Annotated in this window: 22 protein-coding genes; 14 read left to right on the top strand and 8 right to left on the bottom strand. The window is 40.7% G+C overall.

Features of this window, described 5'->3' with window-relative positions:
- Nucleotides 1-234: 234 nt before the first annotated feature.
- Nucleotides 235-756 carry an acyl-CoA thioesterase gene (locus AXW61_RS10910; protein WP_004694449.1) on the top strand — a complete coding sequence of 174 codons (522 nt, stop codon included), beginning with the start codon at nt 235-237 and terminating at the stop codon, nt 754-756.
- A gap of 243 nt (nt 757-999) precedes the next feature.
- Here AXW61_RS10910 and AXW61_RS10905 read toward each other — a convergent pair whose 3' ends face one another.
- Nucleotides 1,000-1,203, bottom strand: a complete 204-nt coding sequence (locus AXW61_RS10905) for a hypothetical protein (RefSeq protein ID WP_004694446.1) — start codon at nt 1,201-1,203, stop codon at nt 1,000-1,002.
- A gap of 475 nt (nt 1,204-1,678) precedes the next feature.
- Here AXW61_RS10905 and AXW61_RS10900 point away from each other — a divergent pair, with 475 nt between their 5' ends.
- The 4 genes from AXW61_RS10900 (at nt 1,679) to AXW61_RS10885 (ending at nt 5,676) form a co-directional block, all read left to right on the top strand.
- Nucleotides 1,679-2,683, top strand: a complete 1,005-nt coding sequence (locus AXW61_RS10900; RefSeq protein WP_205630087.1) for a GTP-binding protein — start codon at nt 1,679-1,681, stop codon at nt 2,681-2,683.
- A 68-nt stretch (nt 2,684-2,751) separates the two neighbouring features.
- Complete coding sequence (locus AXW61_RS10895; protein WP_004981095.1) at nt 2,752-3,282, top strand: YaeQ family protein; 531 nt, start codon at nt 2,752-2,754, stop codon at nt 3,280-3,282.
- Between the two features lie 49 nt (nt 3,283-3,331).
- Nucleotides 3,332-3,670 carry an FKBP-type peptidyl-prolyl cis-trans isomerase gene (locus AXW61_RS10890; RefSeq protein ID WP_062034322.1) on the top strand — a complete coding sequence of 113 codons (339 nt, stop codon included), beginning with the start codon at nt 3,332-3,334 and terminating at the stop codon, nt 3,668-3,670.
- 131 nt (nt 3,671-3,801) lie between these two features.
- Nucleotides 3,802-5,676 carry a diguanylate cyclase gene (locus AXW61_RS10885; protein WP_062034321.1) on the top strand — a complete coding sequence of 625 codons (1,875 nt, stop codon included), beginning with the start codon at nt 3,802-3,804 and terminating at the stop codon, nt 5,674-5,676.
- 33 nt (nt 5,677-5,709) lie between these two features.
- Here the strand turns inward: AXW61_RS10885 and AXW61_RS10880 are convergent, their stop codons facing one another.
- Nucleotides 5,710-6,156 (bottom strand): GNAT family N-acetyltransferase, encoded by a 447-nt coding sequence (locus AXW61_RS10880; protein ID WP_062034320.1) that lies wholly within the window; start codon nt 6,154-6,156, stop codon nt 5,710-5,712.
- 337 nt (nt 6,157-6,493) lie between these two features.
- Between AXW61_RS10880 and AXW61_RS10875 the strand changes: the two genes are divergently transcribed.
- Nucleotides 6,494-6,970, top strand: a complete 477-nt coding sequence (locus AXW61_RS10875; RefSeq protein ID WP_171254073.1) for a hypothetical protein — start codon at nt 6,494-6,496, stop codon at nt 6,968-6,970.
- Between the two features lie 9 nt (nt 6,971-6,979).
- On the opposite strand, the gene AXW61_RS10870 is transcribed toward AXW61_RS10875, so the two are convergent.
- From AXW61_RS10870 to AXW61_RS10860, 3 genes are read right to left on the bottom strand one after another with little or no spacing between them, the layout of a single operon-like run.
- Nucleotides 6,980-7,564: a TetR/AcrR family transcriptional regulator gene (locus AXW61_RS10870; protein WP_062034318.1), complete on the bottom strand. Its 585-nt coding sequence runs from the start codon at nt 7,562-7,564 to the stop codon at nt 6,980-6,982.
- A gap of 6 nt (nt 7,565-7,570) precedes the next feature.
- A complete protein-coding gene (locus tag AXW61_RS10865; RefSeq protein WP_062034317.1) occupies nt 7,571-8,479 on the bottom strand; it encodes an alpha/beta fold hydrolase in 909 nt (302 codons plus the stop codon).
- Between the two features lie 53 nt (nt 8,480-8,532).
- Nucleotides 8,533-9,330: a crotonase/enoyl-CoA hydratase family protein gene (locus AXW61_RS10860; protein ID WP_062034316.1), complete on the bottom strand. Its 798-nt coding sequence runs from the start codon at nt 9,328-9,330 to the stop codon at nt 8,533-8,535.
- 196 nt (nt 9,331-9,526) lie between these two features.
- On the opposite strand from AXW61_RS10860, the gene pnuC reads away from it, so the two are divergent.
- From pnuC to AXW61_RS10845, 3 genes are all read left to right on the top strand, one after another.
- Complete coding sequence (gene pnuC / locus AXW61_RS10855) at nt 9,527-10,102, top strand: nicotinamide riboside transporter PnuC (protein WP_062034315.1); 576 nt, start codon at nt 9,527-9,529, stop codon at nt 10,100-10,102.
- A 7-nt stretch (nt 10,103-10,109) separates the two neighbouring features.
- Nucleotides 10,110-10,379 (top strand): hypothetical protein, encoded by a 270-nt coding sequence (locus tag AXW61_RS10850; RefSeq protein ID WP_058952111.1) that lies wholly within the window; start codon nt 10,110-10,112, stop codon nt 10,377-10,379.
- A gap of 134 nt (nt 10,380-10,513) precedes the next feature.
- Nucleotides 10,514-11,023, top strand: coding sequence for a DUF2505 family protein (locus tag AXW61_RS10845; RefSeq protein WP_062034314.1), 510 nt, complete (start codon nt 10,514-10,516; stop codon nt 11,021-11,023).
- A 70-nt stretch (nt 11,024-11,093) separates the two neighbouring features.
- Here AXW61_RS10845 and AXW61_RS10840 read toward each other — a convergent pair whose 3' ends face one another.
- On the bottom strand, nt 11,094-12,371 hold the full coding sequence (locus tag AXW61_RS10840) for an MFS transporter (RefSeq protein WP_062034313.1): 1,278 nt from the start codon (nt 12,369-12,371) through the stop codon (nt 11,094-11,096).
- Between the two features lie 213 nt (nt 12,372-12,584).
- On the opposite strand from AXW61_RS10840, the gene def reads away from it, so the two are divergent.
- Nucleotides 12,585-13,070: a peptide deformylase gene (def, locus tag AXW61_RS10835; protein WP_004694417.1), complete on the top strand. Its 486-nt coding sequence runs from the start codon at nt 12,585-12,587 to the stop codon at nt 13,068-13,070.
- A 14-nt stretch (nt 13,071-13,084) separates the two neighbouring features.
- Here the strand turns inward: def and AXW61_RS10830 are convergent, their stop codons facing one another.
- Nucleotides 13,085-13,867 carry a helix-turn-helix transcriptional regulator gene (locus AXW61_RS10830; RefSeq protein ID WP_062034312.1) on the bottom strand — a complete coding sequence of 261 codons (783 nt, stop codon included), beginning with the start codon at nt 13,865-13,867 and terminating at the stop codon, nt 13,085-13,087.
- Between the two features lie 104 nt (nt 13,868-13,971).
- Here AXW61_RS10830 and AXW61_RS10825 point away from each other — a divergent pair, with 104 nt between their 5' ends.
- Both AXW61_RS10825 and AXW61_RS10820 read left to right on the top strand, forming a co-directional pair.
- Complete coding sequence (locus AXW61_RS10825; RefSeq protein WP_062034311.1) at nt 13,972-15,192, top strand: MFS transporter; 1,221 nt, start codon at nt 13,972-13,974, stop codon at nt 15,190-15,192.
- Nucleotides 15,193-15,328: 136 nt separating this feature from the next.
- Nucleotides 15,329-15,787 (top strand): hypothetical protein, encoded by a 459-nt coding sequence (locus AXW61_RS10820; protein ID WP_062034310.1) that lies wholly within the window; start codon nt 15,329-15,331, stop codon nt 15,785-15,787.
- A 2-nt stretch (nt 15,788-15,789) separates the two neighbouring features.
- Here AXW61_RS10820 and AXW61_RS10815 read toward each other — a convergent pair whose 3' ends face one another.
- Entirely contained in the window at nt 15,790-15,993 is a 204-nt protein-coding gene (locus tag AXW61_RS10815; RefSeq protein ID WP_062034309.1) for a hypothetical protein, read from the bottom strand.
- A gap of 169 nt (nt 15,994-16,162) precedes the next feature.
- Between AXW61_RS10815 and AXW61_RS10810 the strand changes: the two genes are divergently transcribed.
- On the top strand, nt 16,163-16,540 hold the full coding sequence (locus tag AXW61_RS10810; protein WP_062034308.1) for an endonuclease domain-containing protein: 378 nt from the start codon (nt 16,163-16,165) through the stop codon (nt 16,538-16,540).
- Between the two features lie 219 nt (nt 16,541-16,759).
- A complete protein-coding gene (locus AXW61_RS10805) occupies nt 16,760-17,305 on the top strand; it encodes an AAA family ATPase (protein WP_240487458.1) in 546 nt (181 codons plus the stop codon).
- Nucleotides 17,306-17,339: the final 34 nt, after the last annotated feature.

The following is a 17,339-nucleotide window of genomic DNA, read 5'->3' as shown; positions in this document are numbered from 1 at the left end:
ATCAGGCAAAAGCCATTTATATGCTGTGAAAATATCACAGCGAGAATGTTTTTCAATAAATTAAAATTTAAAGAAGGCTTATAGATTCAAAAGCTTAGTGTTCTTTATATATATTTTTTTGAATGATAGTCAAATCACTATAAATAATAATGATGGTTTTGTTACCAAATTTAGCGTTCAAAACCGATATAATAAATGTCACATATCCTATTATCTTACCAATTAGAGAACGCGATGTCCCCATTAGATCAAATTGCTGCGGCTGCGGATGACCAGTCTGAACTCACTATGTCGGTCTTAATGACACCTGATATGGCGAATTTTTCAGGAAATGTGCATGGTGGCACCATTTTGAAACTGTTAGACCAAGTGGCATATGCGTGTGCAAGTCGTTTTTCAGGAAGTTATGTGGTGACCTTATCGGTTGATAAAGTTAATTTTAAAGAGCCGATTCATGTGGGCGAGTTAGTGACTTTCTTGGCAAGCGTGAACCATGTCGGTCGTACTTCGATGGAAATTGGTATTCGTGTTGAAGCACAAAATATTCAAAAACGTACAGTACGCCATACCAATAGTTGTTACTTTACCATGGTCGCGGTAGATGAAAATGGTAAGCCAAAACAAATTCCTGCATTGAATTTGGACAATGACTGGAAGCGTTGCCGTTTTGAAGCAGCAGAACAACGTAAGGTCGCGCGCTTACAAGAGAACCATCATCCTTCGTGCAGTATTTATAAAAAAGCATCGCATAGTTAAGTTTTAAAAAAAGATCTCCTACATAGGGGATCTTTTTTTGTCTGACGTTGATGTTTTGAATAGAAGCTCATATGGGAAAACTATGCAAATTTGGCTTTCTGCACCTGTTGATCTCGAACTGCTATAGTCAATGCACATAAATAAAAAGAAACCAAGATAGGATATATCTTGGTTTCAAGTGACGCTAAAAAGTTGTTGCGATCCAGCAGGAGAGTAAAGCCACTGGATCTCTCAGTATTTCAATTATTTAGCAGCTTTTTCTTGATTCGGTTGTTCTGCTGATGCTTCCGAAGCAGGTGCATTTGCACTTAAGTCTGTAGTTTCAGCTGTTTCTTGGGTTGATACTACAACTTTGTCTTCTTGAGCTGGCGCTTGTTGAGGTGCAGCAAAAGTTGCAAAGCTCGCAGCTGTTAAAGATGTTGCAATAATTAAGTGAGAAAGTTTCATGGTTTTGGCATCCTTATATTTTATAGATAAAAATAGTTCAGACTGATCATCACATCAATTTGAACTGAGCTTCATGCTATCGCCTGAATATCTGCGGTTCAATCGAAGCAACAATGTGAAAAGTGCACATTACCTAAAACTACAGATGATGAAAAAATAGTAAGCTTTAAGTAACAAGTAGAAGTTTTTTGTGAATAGATTGAGAGGAAATGAAGAATTAATGATCAATATGGATGTTTGAAAACTCACATAAACTGTACAAAGCATGCGAATTAAGTGCGAAACCCTAATTTCAGTACTGAGTAAAATGTAAGGAAGTTTGTCCAATAGGGGTATAAATGAATGAAATGTCAGCCAACTGAATGCTGAGTGTTCGATGCCATGGATTTGAGATGAGAAAGCTGGTGATTTAAATTAAGATAAAGGCTTATTTTATTGTGCTGTTTTTATCATATTCCATGCTAGGTATAAAATTTTGAAACTGATGTCGATGCCGCAGGCGGTTCCTACGCATATTATTTCGGGCTTTCTTGGTGCAGGTAAAACTACTTTGCTCATGCATTTGTTAGGTCAGAAACCGGAACATGAAGTTTGGGCGGTACTGATGAATGAGTTTGGGCAAATTGGCGTAGATCAACAGCTCATGCCACAAACGGAAGGCTATGCGGTGAAAGAATTACTCGGTGGTTGTTTATGTTGTAGCAGCCAACTACCGATGCAAATTGCACTGTCTCGTTTGCTTTCAGAACAAAAGCCTGATCGGTTGTTTATTGAACCCACAGGCTTGGGACATCCAGCACAGTTACTGGAGCAACTGACCGAGCCACATTGGCACTCGACCCTGCACATGCGTGCACCGATCACGGTGCTGGATGGTTCGCGTTTACATGATCATGCTTGGACAGCACAAAATCTTTATCAGGATCAATTAAAAGCGGCGCAGATTGTGGTGGTTTCGCATCTAGCTCATATGCAAAAAGCAGATCAAGATGCTCTTGAAAAACTGCAAACCGAATATAAGCCTTATGCTCAGCAGTGGCTGATGGCAGAGCAGGGCAAGATTGAGCTTGCGCAAATCGATTTTGAGTACATCGGAACAAAACGACTAAAGCAGCCTTTACTGAACATTCAGCAACAGTTGAAAGCGACTCAACAAGATTTTCCTGAGATTAAACAGTTGCCGTATCACTATGTAGAAACGGCGCAAGGTTATAGTGTTGCAGGTTGGAAAATGCCGAAGCGTTGGGTTTTTGACTTTTACGATTTATTAGATTTACTTTGTGAACAGCAAGATTGGCGACGGATTAAAGGAATTTTCCATACCAATCAGGGGTGGAAGGCATTTAATTTCAATCCTGAACAGTTTAACTATCAAGATGTTGAAGAAGGGATTGATAACCGAGTTGAATTGATTGTTCAAAACGAAAGAGATTGGATAGGGTTTGAAAGTGCACTTTTTGCATGCCGCATTGAGCAATGACTTAAATTGTTTTAAGCAAAAAAAGCCGAAATCTTATATGCTAGTCGGCAAATTTGAGGATGGTATGTATGGCGCTTAAAGCTACAATTTATAAGGCAGATTTGAATATTGCCAATATGGATGTTCACCAATATGGGGACTATCAACTGACTTTGGCATTGCATCCTTCAGAAACCATTGAGCGTTTGATGGTGCGTTTGTTGGCATTTGCACGTTTTGCGGATGAAGCTTTAGAGTTTACCAAAGACTTATTTGAAACCAATGAGCCTGCGCTGTGGGAAAAAGACCTCACGGGTCAGCTGGTGAAATGGATTGAAGTGGGCAGCCCAGACGAAGATAAAGTGAAAAAAGCCAGTGCACGTTGTAAGCAAGTGGCGATTGTCACTTATGGCACAGCGGTCGATGAATGGTATAAGCGCAACAGTAAGTTGAAGACATTGAACAATGTTGAAATTTGGCAGTTGTCGACTGCAAGTACTGAAGCGGTTCAAGCCCTGTGTGAGCGTACCATGCAACTTCAGTTGAATGTGATGGATGGTGAGTGGACCTTAATTGGCGACCATGCTCAAGCCATTATTGAGTGGACGCAATTGCAATAAGCATGCAGTTTAACTAGATTTATTGATTGAATAGGTTGGGAGCGAAAACATGAGCGTAGAATTAGAAATTATTGATTTAGTTGTCGGTGAGGGTAAAGAAGCGGTTAAAGGTGCTTTAATCACCACGCATTATACGGGCTGGTTAGAAGATGGAACCAAGTTCGACTCATCTTTAGACCGCGGGAACTACTTTGAAACTGTGATTGGGACAGGCCGTGTCATTAAAGGTTGGGACCAAGGTATTGTGGGGATGAAAGTGGGCGGTAAACGTAAACTCATCGTGCCATCACATTTGGCTTATGGTGAGCGTAAAATGGGTAATATTATTCCTGCCAATTCAAATTTGATTTTTGAAATTGAGTTGTATGATGTAAAAACACGTGATTAATCAAAAATATTGATAAATAAAAGAGTCAATTACAAGGATGTATTTGATTCATTTGTAAAAACACTTGGTTTTTAAGAAAAACATTTGTAGATTAATTATTAGGCAGAGCGTATTTAAGGGAAGAGTCGCTTTTGTATAGCTCATTGAGCAAACGGTCTTTGTTTGGGTTTGTTTTAAGCTGTTTGCTGGTTTTAAGTTTGATACCTTCGACGTGGGCACAATATGAAGCTGAGCCCACGCAGTATTATTTGCATCAAAAAAATGTCAATGACATTCAATTCACCGAACAAACCACCAGTTATTTAAAAGGTACATGGTTGTATTATGACCAAGAGCTGATTTCTCAGCCTAATCGTAAACTCCCTTCTAAAACTACCGAATTGCCAATTTCATTTCAAGAACTTACAGGCAGTAATACGGGTTATGGGACTTTTGTCGGTCATTTCAAAATTCCGGATGAATTTATTGGTCGAAGGCTAGCCATTCATATCCCCAATCAAAATTGTGCTTATCGGGTTTATCTCAATGGCGATTTTTTAGTTCGTTTAGGGGATGTCGCGGATAATGCGGGAGCACAGCAAACAGAAAATGCACCGCGGATTGCTTATTTTGTCCCTGACAGCCCCTATTTTACTTTAAGTATACAAGCCTCAAACTTTAACAATTTACGCGGCGGCCTTGAAAGCCCCATGCATATTGGCATTGCTAAAACGATTAATCGACATTATCAGCAACTGATGATGAGTATCGCCATGATCTGTGGCGTGGTGTTTGGTGTAGGAATGTTCACCACCATGTTCTCGATGTTCCGTGGTTCAGATGAACGGAATAGTAAAAGTATTTTTGTTTTTGGTATTTTTATTTTATTTCTTGCCTTACATAATCTTTTTACTGCGCCATATGCTTATACGACCTTCCTAGATATCAACTGGTTGTGGGGCATACGTTTAGAATATTTATTTATCTATTTAGCGGTCATGTTTTTTTTGAGCTATATGTATTTGCTCAATCAGTACTATTTAAAGCATTGGATTTATACCGTTTCCATTTTGGTTTTGACCTTGAATATCGTCATTACCTTGTTATCCGAGCAAGTTGTTTTTGAGCAGCTGGCTTTTTATAGCGCATTTTTCAGTATTGTTATTTTGCTTAATTTTGCCTATGGTTTTTACCTTACTTTAAAGACCAAACAAAAATATTCGAAAATCAATTTATACGCCGTGGTATTGCTGTGTATATCGGTCATTCATGACTTTTTACTAACGCTACATGTGATTGATTCTATTCATCTATCTTTTATCTCTACCAGTCTGTATGCACTTTTGGTGATGTTCCGACAATCACGTAACTATGCTTATCAGACTTACCATACCGAACGTTTAAATAATAATTTAATTGAATTGAATGATTCTTTAGAGCAAAAAGTGCAACAGCGCACCTCTCAATTACATGACTTAAATGAAAAACTCGAATATCAAATTCAAATTGATGCCTTAACAGGCGCCTATAATCGGCGTGCATTGAATCAGGAAATTCAGCAGCGCTTTATTGAAACACAACAAAATAGTCATGCAACTTTGGTTTTTGCCATGATGGATGTCGATTATTTCAAAAATTATAATGATTTCTATGGGCACCTAAAGGGCGATGAAGTTCTGCAAAATCTGGTCAAAGTGATTGGTGCAGTACTGCCACATAATGCCTACTTAGCACGCTATGGTGGGGAAGAGTTTGCCATTGTTTTATATAATGTCCCAATTGCGATTATTAGTCAGATTATGCAAACCGTTTTAGATGCAGTGCGTAGTGCGCGCTTTGAGCATCATAACCGCCTAGATGGCAAAGATTATGTGACTTTGAGTATGGGGGTGTCGTGGATGGATCATGAAACGATTTATGCCAATATTCATGACCTTATGAAAGCGGCCGATTTAAAACTGTATCAAGCCAAAGAAGCGGGCCGTGATCAGATGAAAATGCCCAATGAATCCTATGGAAATGAGTGATTTTTAGGTGAGTCATGCTTCGGTCAATCTCCCTTAGGACAAGAGTTTAACCATAGCCACCATTTTGGGATTTGGGATGTCTTGAGCGTGGATTTGAAAGCCATGTTTTTGATAAAAAGAGCATGCTGTTTGGGTGCTTTCTAAACTAATTTGGTGAATTTTTTTACGTTTAAGATGTTCAATAACAGTTTCTAATAAAGCTTTACCAATGCCGCGCTGTTGTTCAGCGGATGAAATATAATTGAGTAAAATACGACCTTGATCACTGACCATAATAAAACCCACTACGTGCTGATTGAGTACATAGACCCAGCTGTCGTTATAGTGCATCCACATAATCAGGTTGGATTGGGTTTTATTTTCTAGCCAAATTTGAATCGTACTTTCATGGCGATGATGGTCTTTGATACATGATCGAATACTGTCGTGCACGACATTTAAAATTTCAGGAATGTCCTGAAGTTGGGCTGCCCGTATCATCTTTTCTTCTTAGAGCTATAGAAACAGCTATTTCATGCTAGCGACTGTATTTATTAAATTGAATTACTGTTAGTACGGATGTAACTTTGTTGTTCAATCGCATTAAGTTAATTATTTTTTATAGTGATTTTGTGAGTGAAAAATCACATATCGTGATGCCTTTCACATTCGTGCGAGTATGTGTTGAATCACTTGAATTGGTCTGAGAATCAACACCCAATTACAAGTCATCGAATTGAGCATTTGAGTTCATACGTAGTCTGTTTTAATTAATTTGGTGTTTATTTGAGCGATAATGCTGTATTTTAAAAGAGAATATTTGTTACGAGAGCAGGGCATGGCGACATTTTTACTGATGATTTGCATACTCATTGCTTTGGTTGCGGCATCTATTATTGTAATCAAAATTCAAAAAAAGCACCGCTTTCTGAAGCGACAAAAAAAAGCGGTTGAATCTAAAGCAGCATCTGTGCAAATGGCAACGCATACCAATAGAGCACCTCAGGTTGAGCGTGTTATTGAAGTTGATGCTTATGAACAAGAACTGTTCGATGACGTGGCGACTCTATTTCTAGATCAAGCGATATTGCTCACGGCTGAAGAAGATGCAACGCTGATGCAAAGTACCTTATTGGTCAAAATGCCTGCGAAAACCCAGACGCAAATCCGCAAAATGGATTTAAATGAATGGTCTATTTTTTGGAGCTTCTATGATCAGTCGCTTGAATACTATGTAAGTCGTTATGGCATGTTTTATACGCATATCGACCGCAGTGGACGCGAGCATAAAAAAAGCCATCGTACTCGTGATTGATCTCCTCGCTTAAGCCTCCGCAGCTTCCATCACAGCCATGGATAACTGTTTAAGAATTCGTTCTGCAACATGAGTTAGATAGAAGTCATCCTGTTTTAAGCGTGTCATTAAAATTGCGCCTTCATAATCGGCAACACTGATTTTAGCCAGTGCCTCAGCTTGAGCAATAGGCATGACCTGCTGAAAGTAGTGGAACAACGCCAACTCCCAATCTTGGAAAATAGACTGAATTTTGAGATGAATTTGTTCAGATAAATGCGGGATTTCCAATGACAGCATCCCGACTAAGCAGCCTTGAACACCAACACTAAAAAAGCTGACAGATTGCTGGTGCAAGTGTTCAAAGCGAATACAATACTCTAAGTGTGTATCATTCAAAATGCTGAACAATTTATGGTTTAAGTATTGCTGGCTGACTTGCAAAATATCTAAAACCAAAGCTTCTTTATTGGGATAATAATAATAAAATGCTGCTTTACTGAGCCCACAAGACTTTGCCAGTAAATCCATACTGGTGCCTGCATAACCATGGGTTTTAAAGGTTTGCATGCAATGCAACTGGATTTGTTCTTTACTCAGTTTTTGTGGGCGCATAGAGCTTTAACGTTCCGTAGTGGTTGGTGAGGATAAATAGCCATCGAAAGTGTTCAGCATATCTTCCCAGATGGCTTTGGCCCCTTGGCGGAAATATCCCATGTGTCCAATTTCTTTCAAGCCATAGTCACTGGCTTCAATATTGCGATAATGCATGTTCGCATTCCGATAATGCTGCATAAATGCGTGCCTTGAATTCGGTAAAGCCCAGTCATCATCCAGTGCTGAAACAGCATAGATTGGAGTTTTGACCTGTGCATATTGTTCCAGTAAGTGTTGTTGCTCGGGATCTGCAAAAAAGTAGGTCGGATTTTTACACCATTTTCGCCACTGTGTGTAGACATCCACAGGTAAATCGGTACCCATTTTCAGTAGGCTCCAAGGCAGATAGCCCTTTAGTGCAACCATCGGCGGGAAAATAAGATTCCACATGACATGTACTTTCATTTTCTCCCGAAACGGCATATAGCCATGCCAACCCGCACCTGTGCCAAAGCAATACATCGCAGTGACTTGGTCATGGTTGTGGGTTAAACCGAGTGCTTGGCCTCCATAAGAGTGTCCAACCACAAAAATAGGTTTGCCATCTTTGCGGATAGAGTAAATGGCAGCCGACAAGTCTAGCTGCCCCCAGTCCAAATAGGACATGCTAAAACCTTTGAGTTGCTTCGGTGCAGAAAGTCCCACACCACGATAATCAAAAGTTAGGACTTGATAACCTAGCGCTACTGCATACTCGGCAAAGCGACGATAGAACTGCTGTGGTACACCTGTTGCACTGGCAACAATAATGTGGGCTTTGATCGGCTCAGATGAGGAATAACGTGTGCCAACGAGTACATAACCATCGGTTGCTGAAAATTTTACAGTTTGTTTCTCAATTTGGGTCGAATCTAAATGGGCTGTGGCTTGCATTATCGTTTCTTCTTTTTTGTTAAATCCTAAAGTGGGTTCCAGACTTTTAAGCTTTATTGCCCTTTAAACTGAGCAGGGCGGCGTTGCAGCATCGCTATGACACCTTCTTGGACATCTTGGGTTTTGAGTAGCGGGTTGAGGTGCTCTTGTAAATGTGCAAAGGCATAGTCTGCGCCGTGTTGTACTGCTTGTTGTGCAGAAGCCAGTGTGGCTTGAACGGCGAGTGGAGCAGCTTGTGCAATTGATTCTGCAAGGCTCAATGCTCGCTCTAATGCAGCATTTGGCGTGGATGCTTCTATGACCTCAGTAATTAAGTTCAGATCGAGAGCTACATGCGCATTGAAGCTATCCCCTGTGAGTAGATAACGCATAGCTTTATTCCAGCCTGCTGCTTGTACAAAGCGAACTGTTGCACCGCCAAAGGGTAAAATGCCGCGCTGAACTTCCATTTGGGCAAACTGTGTATTGGCATCGGCAATCACCACATCGGCATTGAGCATGAGTTCAATTCCAGCGGTAAAGCAAAAGCCTTGGACTGCCACAACCACGGGTTTGGTGCGAGGTCTGGAACTGGTGCCCCAAGGGTTAATTTGTGACGTGGGAAAGTCGAAAATGCCTGCATTGAGCTTGGGTTGCAACTCAACCAAATCAAGCCCAGCTGTAAAGTGTTCCCCGTGTGCAAAAATCACGGCACAGCGCAATGAAGGATCATCCTCATATTCGGTGAGGGCCAGTGATAAGTCATGAATCATATGGCTATCGAAAGCATTGCGCTTGGCTGCGCGGTCTAAACCAATTAAAAATAATGAACCGCGAACTTCGCGACTGACACGACCTTGTTGTTCTGACATTTTGATTATTCCTGCATCGTTTTATAAGTTTTTAAACGATTGTTAGAAAACTGTCAAAACTTATGCGTATACATTCTGTGACTCGATAGTTTGCTTAGATTCCCCGAAAAAACAACGTTTAGATTGAGAGGAATTGTCTTGCCTTTATTGAGTTTTTTTTCATAATAGCAGCACTTCTTTGAATACCAGTTGAACCATGTCTAGCCTTGAAATATTTGCAGTCATCATTAGCTTAATTGGGGTGACGTTGACCATTAAGCGCAATATGTGGTGTTGGTGGTTTAACTTCGCTGCTTTCTTGTTATATGCCTATTTGTTTTATACCTATAAGTTGTATGGCGAAACCATTTTGCAGTTTTTCTTTGTAGTGGTGAACTTTTACGGTTTTTATCACTGGCTCAAAGGTAAACAACAAGATCATGATATTCGGATTGAACCGATTACAGCTCGGCAAGTGATTTTGCAAATGCTGCTTGCCGCTACGGCTGGTGCAGTATTTGGTCTGAGCTTAAAGTATTTGACCGATGCAGCTGTACCGCTACTGGATGCGCAGCTCGCAGCGTTTAGTCTGTTGGCGACCTATTGGACCAGTCGTAAACATATTGCGACATGGGTGCTGTGGGTATTTGTCGATATTGTTTATGTCGGTATGTTTATCTATAAAGATTTGTTCCTAACCGCGGCTTTATATGCAGGCTTTGTTGGCTTGGCGGCTTTTGGCTGGTGGCAATGGACTCAGGTACGACATAAACAACAGCTAAAAAGTGTATAGGCTGGGTATGTTGATTGATTTTAAACACGCACAATTGGCTCAATTTGAGTCGGTCATTGAGCGGTTAAAGGGAAGTCCACAGCAATATTTGGACTTTGCTTCGGTTGCGGATTTTTATCAGGCCACTTGGCTGGATGACTTACCCAGCAGTGCAAGTTGGGCGGTTACAGGACTGGATGATGGGGCCGAGCATTTTGATATTCGCTTGGCCTGTTTTGAGCGCGTGGTTTTTATTCATATTGCAGATGATATTGTCATACAGAATGGTGCACATTGATATCTAGATCACGGTATAGTCGGTGCTGGATCATCGTCTATATTTGAGCTTTCTACAGGATGACGAGATCCAGTTTTTCAGTCCTGATCAGGGCATGGATGTTTACAAAAACAAAAAATAAAGGATTTAATGTTATGGCACATCAGTTTGTAGTCAATGCCACCATCAACGGTGTTTCGTTGGATGACTTCCGTCGACTCGCAGCCAATATCAGCTTACATGAAAATGTTTGTCGTCGTATTCCTGGGGAGAAGTTGGAAATTTTGGAGTCGAATAAAGTTGGCGATATTTATACCCTTAAGCGCGCGTATAATTTGGATGTCAATATTCCCGATATTGCGAAGAAATTTCTAAAAGATGCATTTCGTTTACAACGTACCGACGTCAGCAATTTAGTTGTGCTCAGCTCGGAAGTCCGTTTAGACCCTAACCTACCTTTAGAAGCTGTGTGCCAACGTAGTGTATCGGGTAATGATAAGCAGATTCACTTTCAACTGGAATGGAAGGTAAAAGTGAAAGTGCCATTAATTGGCGGTATGTTAGAAAAACATGCTGAAGGCGAAATTCGTAAGTTTAGCCAAATCGAGCTTGATATTGTGGAAGATGAACTGCGCCAAAATCTGCATGCAGAAACCTTAAGCTAAAGGCTTTGACCTCATGTTTTCAAAGTAGCTTGCATAAAAAGAAACCCTTCGATTGAAGGGTTTTATCATTTTAGTGCTTCGTCTCGAACCGAGTTCGATAAACCAAAGCTGTGAAGAAGCAAACCAAACAGACCAGCCAAATATAATACATCGCGCCAATGTTGCTATAGAGACTGAGCCATTGAACCAAAGGCAGTGTGATGCCTCCTGCAATAGCATAGGCGACATTGTAGGAAAACGAAATGCCCGAAAAGCGGATTGGAGCAGGGAACATTTTGACCATGCTATAGGACACAAGCCCTACCGTGCCTGAAAAGAATCCCAAAAGCATATACAGTGCAAACACCGTAGTTGGACTGACCGCACCTAAACTGTGATAGAAAATGGTTGCGATAGCGGCGACACCGAGCGAGCCAAAAATCAAGACCTTGGCTGCACCAAAACGATCGGCTAAGGTCCCAGCGAGTATACATCCCAACATTTGCATGATGATCGCAGCACTTTGCATTTGAAAAGCATCGCTACGTTCAAAACCAAAGGCACCCGTCAGTAAGTTTGGCATGGCTAAAATCAGAACCACTACACAAGCAGTTAAGAACCAAGTCAAGAGCATACCAATCACAACGGCGGTTTTATGACGGGCTAAGACTTGTTTCACCGGCATTTCTTTAGACAGCTCTTTACGTGTTTGCATGGTTTTGAATACAGGTGTTTCTTTCAAATAACTGCGTAAATACAAGGCCACTAAGCCAAAAATACCACCCACAATAAAGGGAATGCGCCATGCCCAATCATGTATAGCTACTTCACTAAACTGAAGAGAAATGAACAGTGACATTAAAGCACCGAGTAAGATGCCGAGTGACAAACCTGCGGTAAGTAAGCCATTGGCAAAACCAATTTTTTCAGCAGGAACATGCTCAGAAACAAATGTCCATGCCGCTGGAATTTCTCCACCAATCGCGATGCCTTGTACCACCCGCATAAGGAGCAAAAGCAGCGGCGCAGCATAACCAATCGTTTCAAAGGTCGGCATGACCCCGATCATGAGGGTAGGTAAAGCCATGAGCAAAATAGATAAACTAAATAGACGCTTGCGCCCGATGAGGTCACCAAAGTGCGCCATGACCACACCGCCAAGTGGACGAAAGAAGTAACCTGCGGCAAAAATACCGTAAGTATTCAGCATGGCCCAAAATGGGCTGAGCCCTGCGGGAAAGAACAACTCAGAAATAATTTTGGCGTAAAAAACATAAATAACAAAGTCATAGAACTCAAGTGCACCACCCAATGATGACAGCCCAAGGGTACGTTTGTCTTCTCTGGTCAAACGTGGTGTTGCATCCATGCGTATATTTCCAAAGCTAAATAAAGGTTTATATTTGATTTTAAAGAAGTCTTTTTTGAATGAATAATCAATCTTTCTTTACTGGGGCTGAACTAAAAATTATACATGAATCAACATAGTTGATTTGACGGTCAACGTAAATATATAACGCAGGCGAGATAAAAAGCTTATGATATAAAAAGAATAAATAGGTATAAAAATTAGGATTTGTGTATGAGTGTCATTTTACCTGTTGCACAACGTGGTGAAGATATTTTAAGACTCAAAGCTGCTCGCGTCGCAGATGCAGAATTTAATAGCGACTGGCTCATGCAGTTGGCTTCTGCCATGATTGCGACCATGTTAGAGCGGAGTGGTGTAGGCATTGCTGCACCACAAGTCTATATTTCAAAGCGGGTTATTATTGTGGCTTCACGGCCAAATTTACGTTATCCCGATGCGCCTGAAATGGACGCCGTGGTGATGGTCAATCCTGAAATTTTAGAGTTTTCTCAAGCAACGACCTTAGGTGAAGAAGGCTGTTTAAGCGTACCGAATGAGCGTGGTCAGGTACAGCGTGCGCAAAGTATTAAGGTGCTGTATCACACTTTGACTGGTGAGGTAATGGAAAGCACTTTTGAAGGTTTTCCTGCGCGCATTGTGCAGCATGAAATCGATCATCTCAATGGTATTTTATTTGTCGATCGCCTGAGTGCTTAGGTGCGAGTATCGTTCTATTCATCTTTATATTTAAACTGTTGCGGGGTCTGTCCCAAATGACGTTTAAACATGCTACTAAATGCACTCGGATTGCTATAACCAAGAGATCTTGCAATCTGCGCGACAGATTCACCACTGGCAATTTTACTTAAGGCATGGGCAATATGCATTTGCTGAACCCATGCGCGATAAGACAGCCCCGTTTCCTTTTGAAACATGCGCATCAAGGTTCTGGAACTGGTGCCAATTTCATCTGCCCATGTGCTTAAATCTTTTAATTGATCGGGTCGACTTAATAGGGCTTGGCAAATATTCATTAAACGCTTGTCTTGTGGCCACGGAATTTGAATGGGCAACAGATTGGCCTTATGAATTTCATCAAAAATTAAAATCTGTAAAGATCGAGACAGTTCATCAGAGCTGATCAGTTCGGAGGGGGGAATGTGTTCAATTGCATTGAGCCGAATCAAGAGTTCATGCAATAACTTACTGACCCGAATAATAAAACATTGTTGTCCCAGCAGTGCAGCCGCATCGGCCTGAACCAATGCCGTATTAAGCTTTACACGGCTTAATGAAATCACACTATGCTCAACATGGGTCGGAATCCATAGCGCGCACATCGGTGGCACGATCCAGACATGATTTGGGGTAAACACTTGAATCATTCCTGTCGAAGCATATAGAAACTGTGCCCGTGAATGGGTATGTGCAGGAGTGATCTCCCGATAAGTGTGTTCGGAGGAAAGCCCAATGACCAGTTCAGACATTTCAGTTTGAATCAGTGAGTTTGGCATGTGTGTTTTAAATTTGTCACTTATACAATGATTATTGGAAGATAGTCTTATGAATGACATTTTACAATCAATGCTTGATGAAAAATACACGGAGTTTGTGCGGTATGACGTCTTCAATACAGATGAAAGATGGTATTGGTGAGGCTGTGGTTCATGAACAACCACAAGGCATGATCATTAAAATTGTGGGAGCGGTGGCTGTTGCACATCTACTGAATGACTTGATTCAAGCCGTTTTGCCAGCCATTTACCCGATGCTGAAAACCAATTTCTCCTTAAGCTTTGCACAAGTGGGATTGATTTCATTGGTTTATCAAATTACAGCATCGCTACTGCAACCTTGGATTGGACTCTATACCGATAAACATCCGAAACCTTATCTGCTACCACTCGGTATGGTGGTGACTTTTAGTGGTATTTTGCTGTTGGCATTTTCACCAAATTTTATTGTACTGCTCATGGCTTCGGCGTTGATTGGTGTGGGATCTTCGACCTTTCACCCTGAAGCATCACGTGTAGCGCGTATGGCTTCGGGCGGACGTTTTGGTACAGCCCAATCGACCTTTCAGGTCGGTGGCAATACAGGTACCGCGATTGGGCCTTTATTGGCCGCGCTGATTATTGTGCCTTTCGGACAGCACGCCGTGGCTTGGTTAATTGTATTTGCCTTACTTGCGATTTGGGTGTTGTTTGGTGTCAGCCGTTGGAGCATCAGCCACAGTAAAAAACAATTGGCGACCAAAGCGCATCAAGTGCAAAGCAAACTGCATGGGCGCCAACTCGTCATCGCGTTGTCGACCATTTGCGTGTTGATGTTTGCCAAATTTACGTACATCGCTAGCATCAGTAACTATTTCACTTTTTATTTAATGCACAAGTTTCAGCTCAGTTTACAAAACGCCCAGTTACATTTGTTTGCCTTTTTGGCAGCGGTGGCTCTGGGTACATTTGCAGGTGGGCCGATTGGAGACAGAATTGGGCGTAAAGCAGTGATTTGGGTGTCTTTTGTTGGTATGGCACCGTTTGCATTGATGATGCCACATGCCAATTTATTTTGGACGACCGTACTTTCGATTATCACGGGTTTAGTACTGTCCTCTGCCTTTGCAGCCATGGTGGTCTATGCCCAAGAAGCTGTTCCGGGACGGGTGGGTATGATTGCAGGTTTGATGTTTGGATTAATGTTTGGTGTAAGTGGTATCGCCGCAGCAGGTTTAGGATATTTGGCTGATGTCAAAGGCATTGAATGGGTGTTTGGCGTGTGTTCGTTATTGCCGTTACTTGGTTTAGCAACCTTCTTTTTACCGAAGACGCAAGCAAACTAACGAAATACTGCTGACCTTCAGTTTTAATCGCGCTATCTTATCAAACGAAGATGGCGCGATTGCATTTCGGCAGCATGATTATTGTTATGTATAAATTCACTGGGGTTGTGTATTTTGATTTTAGAGGATTGAAGCGATGACGGATCTGAATGGTGTACTCAAGTTTTCATTCGGCCTAGATCAGCTTGCATTTGAAATGGATGGACAGCATATCCAGCTAGATCAAGGTTTAAGCTTTATACAGTCAAACAGTATGCGCCATGGGTTGTTGGATGAGCTTGCGATTGAGTCGATGATTTATGTGATTGAAGAGTTGTTAGAATCCGCTCAGATGAAGTATGCCCAACCCAAAACTGCCGTGACTTCAGATGGCTTATTCCAAAGGGTCTTAGTGTTGTTTTTTCCAGATCAGCAGAAAATTGACCGTGTGCAACTTGAAAGTGCTTTTAATACATTTGTTGAGCGCAGGGAGTACTATGTGTCTCAAGTGGCTGATGATGGTCTTTCTAGTTTGATTTACTTTATTGTACTACGAGAGATGATGCATCACTGGAATGTGGTGGAGATTCAATTCGAACAGCTTAATTTTGAGTGACATTAAAAGCGTAAAAAATACGGAACAATAGACAAAAGTAAGCCGATACCACTTAGTAATGCGTTACTTTCAATAAAGTAAGGGAAGATCATTAAAACTAGACCTATAGTTAAAGGTATGGTCATTTTTTGCTTTTTGCCATACAGAAAATAGCCTAAGCCAATTGAGCTAAAGATCACACCGAGGAAAAGTTGGGTTGAGTTCATGATGATGTTTCGTGCATTGTTATTCTCAGGCAGATATTATGCCAAGATTCTTAACAGAAGATGAGAAAAATAGAGATTATTCTTTAGGGCGTATAGAGCAGTATTTGTTCCAAGCGATATGCTTAGACTAAACGTGTATTTCCTACATTTAAAAATAAAGAGAATTTAGATGCAACCTTACAATAAGAACTTAAAACAGCCATCTCGTGATTTACGTAATAGTATGACCGATGCTGAACAACTGTTATGGCAGAGATTAAGACGTAAACAGATTTTAGGGCTACAGTTTTATAGACAGAAGCCTATTCTCAATTTTATCGTCGATTTTTATTGTCCCAAAGCAAATTTAGTTATTGAATGTAATGGTGGGCAGCATTATACAGTAGAAGGATTAGAGGCTGATCGGGCGAGAGATCAAGCTTTGGCGCAGTTGGGGTTGAACGTGCTGAGGTTTGATAATAGGCAGATTTTGACTGAAATTGATGGGGTTATTGAACTTATATTTCAAACCGCCCAATCCAGAATCCCCCTAAATCCCCCTTTATAAAGGGGGGCTTGCCGTGAATTTGATGGTGGTGTTTGATTTATGTTGCTCCCTCCTTTTTAAAGGAGGGCTGGGGAGGATTCAAAAAATACTATCTAATTGATTTTTTATATAAATACAGGCTAAACACACCTGCTTAAAAATAGTTTAATGAAATTTATTACTTTTTTATTTCTAATCCTTGTATAAAATTAATTCAAAATTTAGAAGAAGAGAAGATTCATGTTTACTAAAATTATTAAGTTGGAAAATGTGAAACAATGGCAGCATGTAGGTAAAGGTGGTTTAGAAAATGATTTTGGAAAGTTAAACTTAATTTATGGGCGTAATGGTGCAGGGAAATCGACTCTAACAAAAATTTTAGATTTAATTAATAAAAGGGATGTAGCTAAAATTAAGCAATTAGCACCTTTAGAAACTGAAAAAGAACCTTTGTTTAATTTTATGATCAAAGGTAAGAACATTACATTGACTACTTTAGACCAAGCTCCTGAATTTCATATCTTCAACCAAGATTTCATAGATGAAAACCTATACTCTTCAAGTGGAGTGGAAAGTTCGCAGTTAGTTAATTATTACGATTTTTGTTTAGGGAAAGTATCCGTTGAGAAGCAAAAACAAATAGATCAGTTGAAAAGTGAAATAACAAATTTAACAGCTTTAATACAACCTTTGGAATCAAAGCTAAAGTCACAGTTTGGTAATAAAACGGCTTTGTTGCACAAACCTACCGATAAAGTCTTATTCGGCAATATAATTCGCAAATGAATAAGCCCACACCTAAAATCTATCGTACAACCAA

This window comes from Acinetobacter sp. BMW17 (assembly GCF_001592855.1).
Taxonomy (GTDB): domain Bacteria; phylum Pseudomonadota; class Gammaproteobacteria; order Pseudomonadales; family Moraxellaceae; genus Acinetobacter; species Acinetobacter johnsonii.
This window is presented reverse-complemented; position numbering and strand designations above follow the sequence as displayed.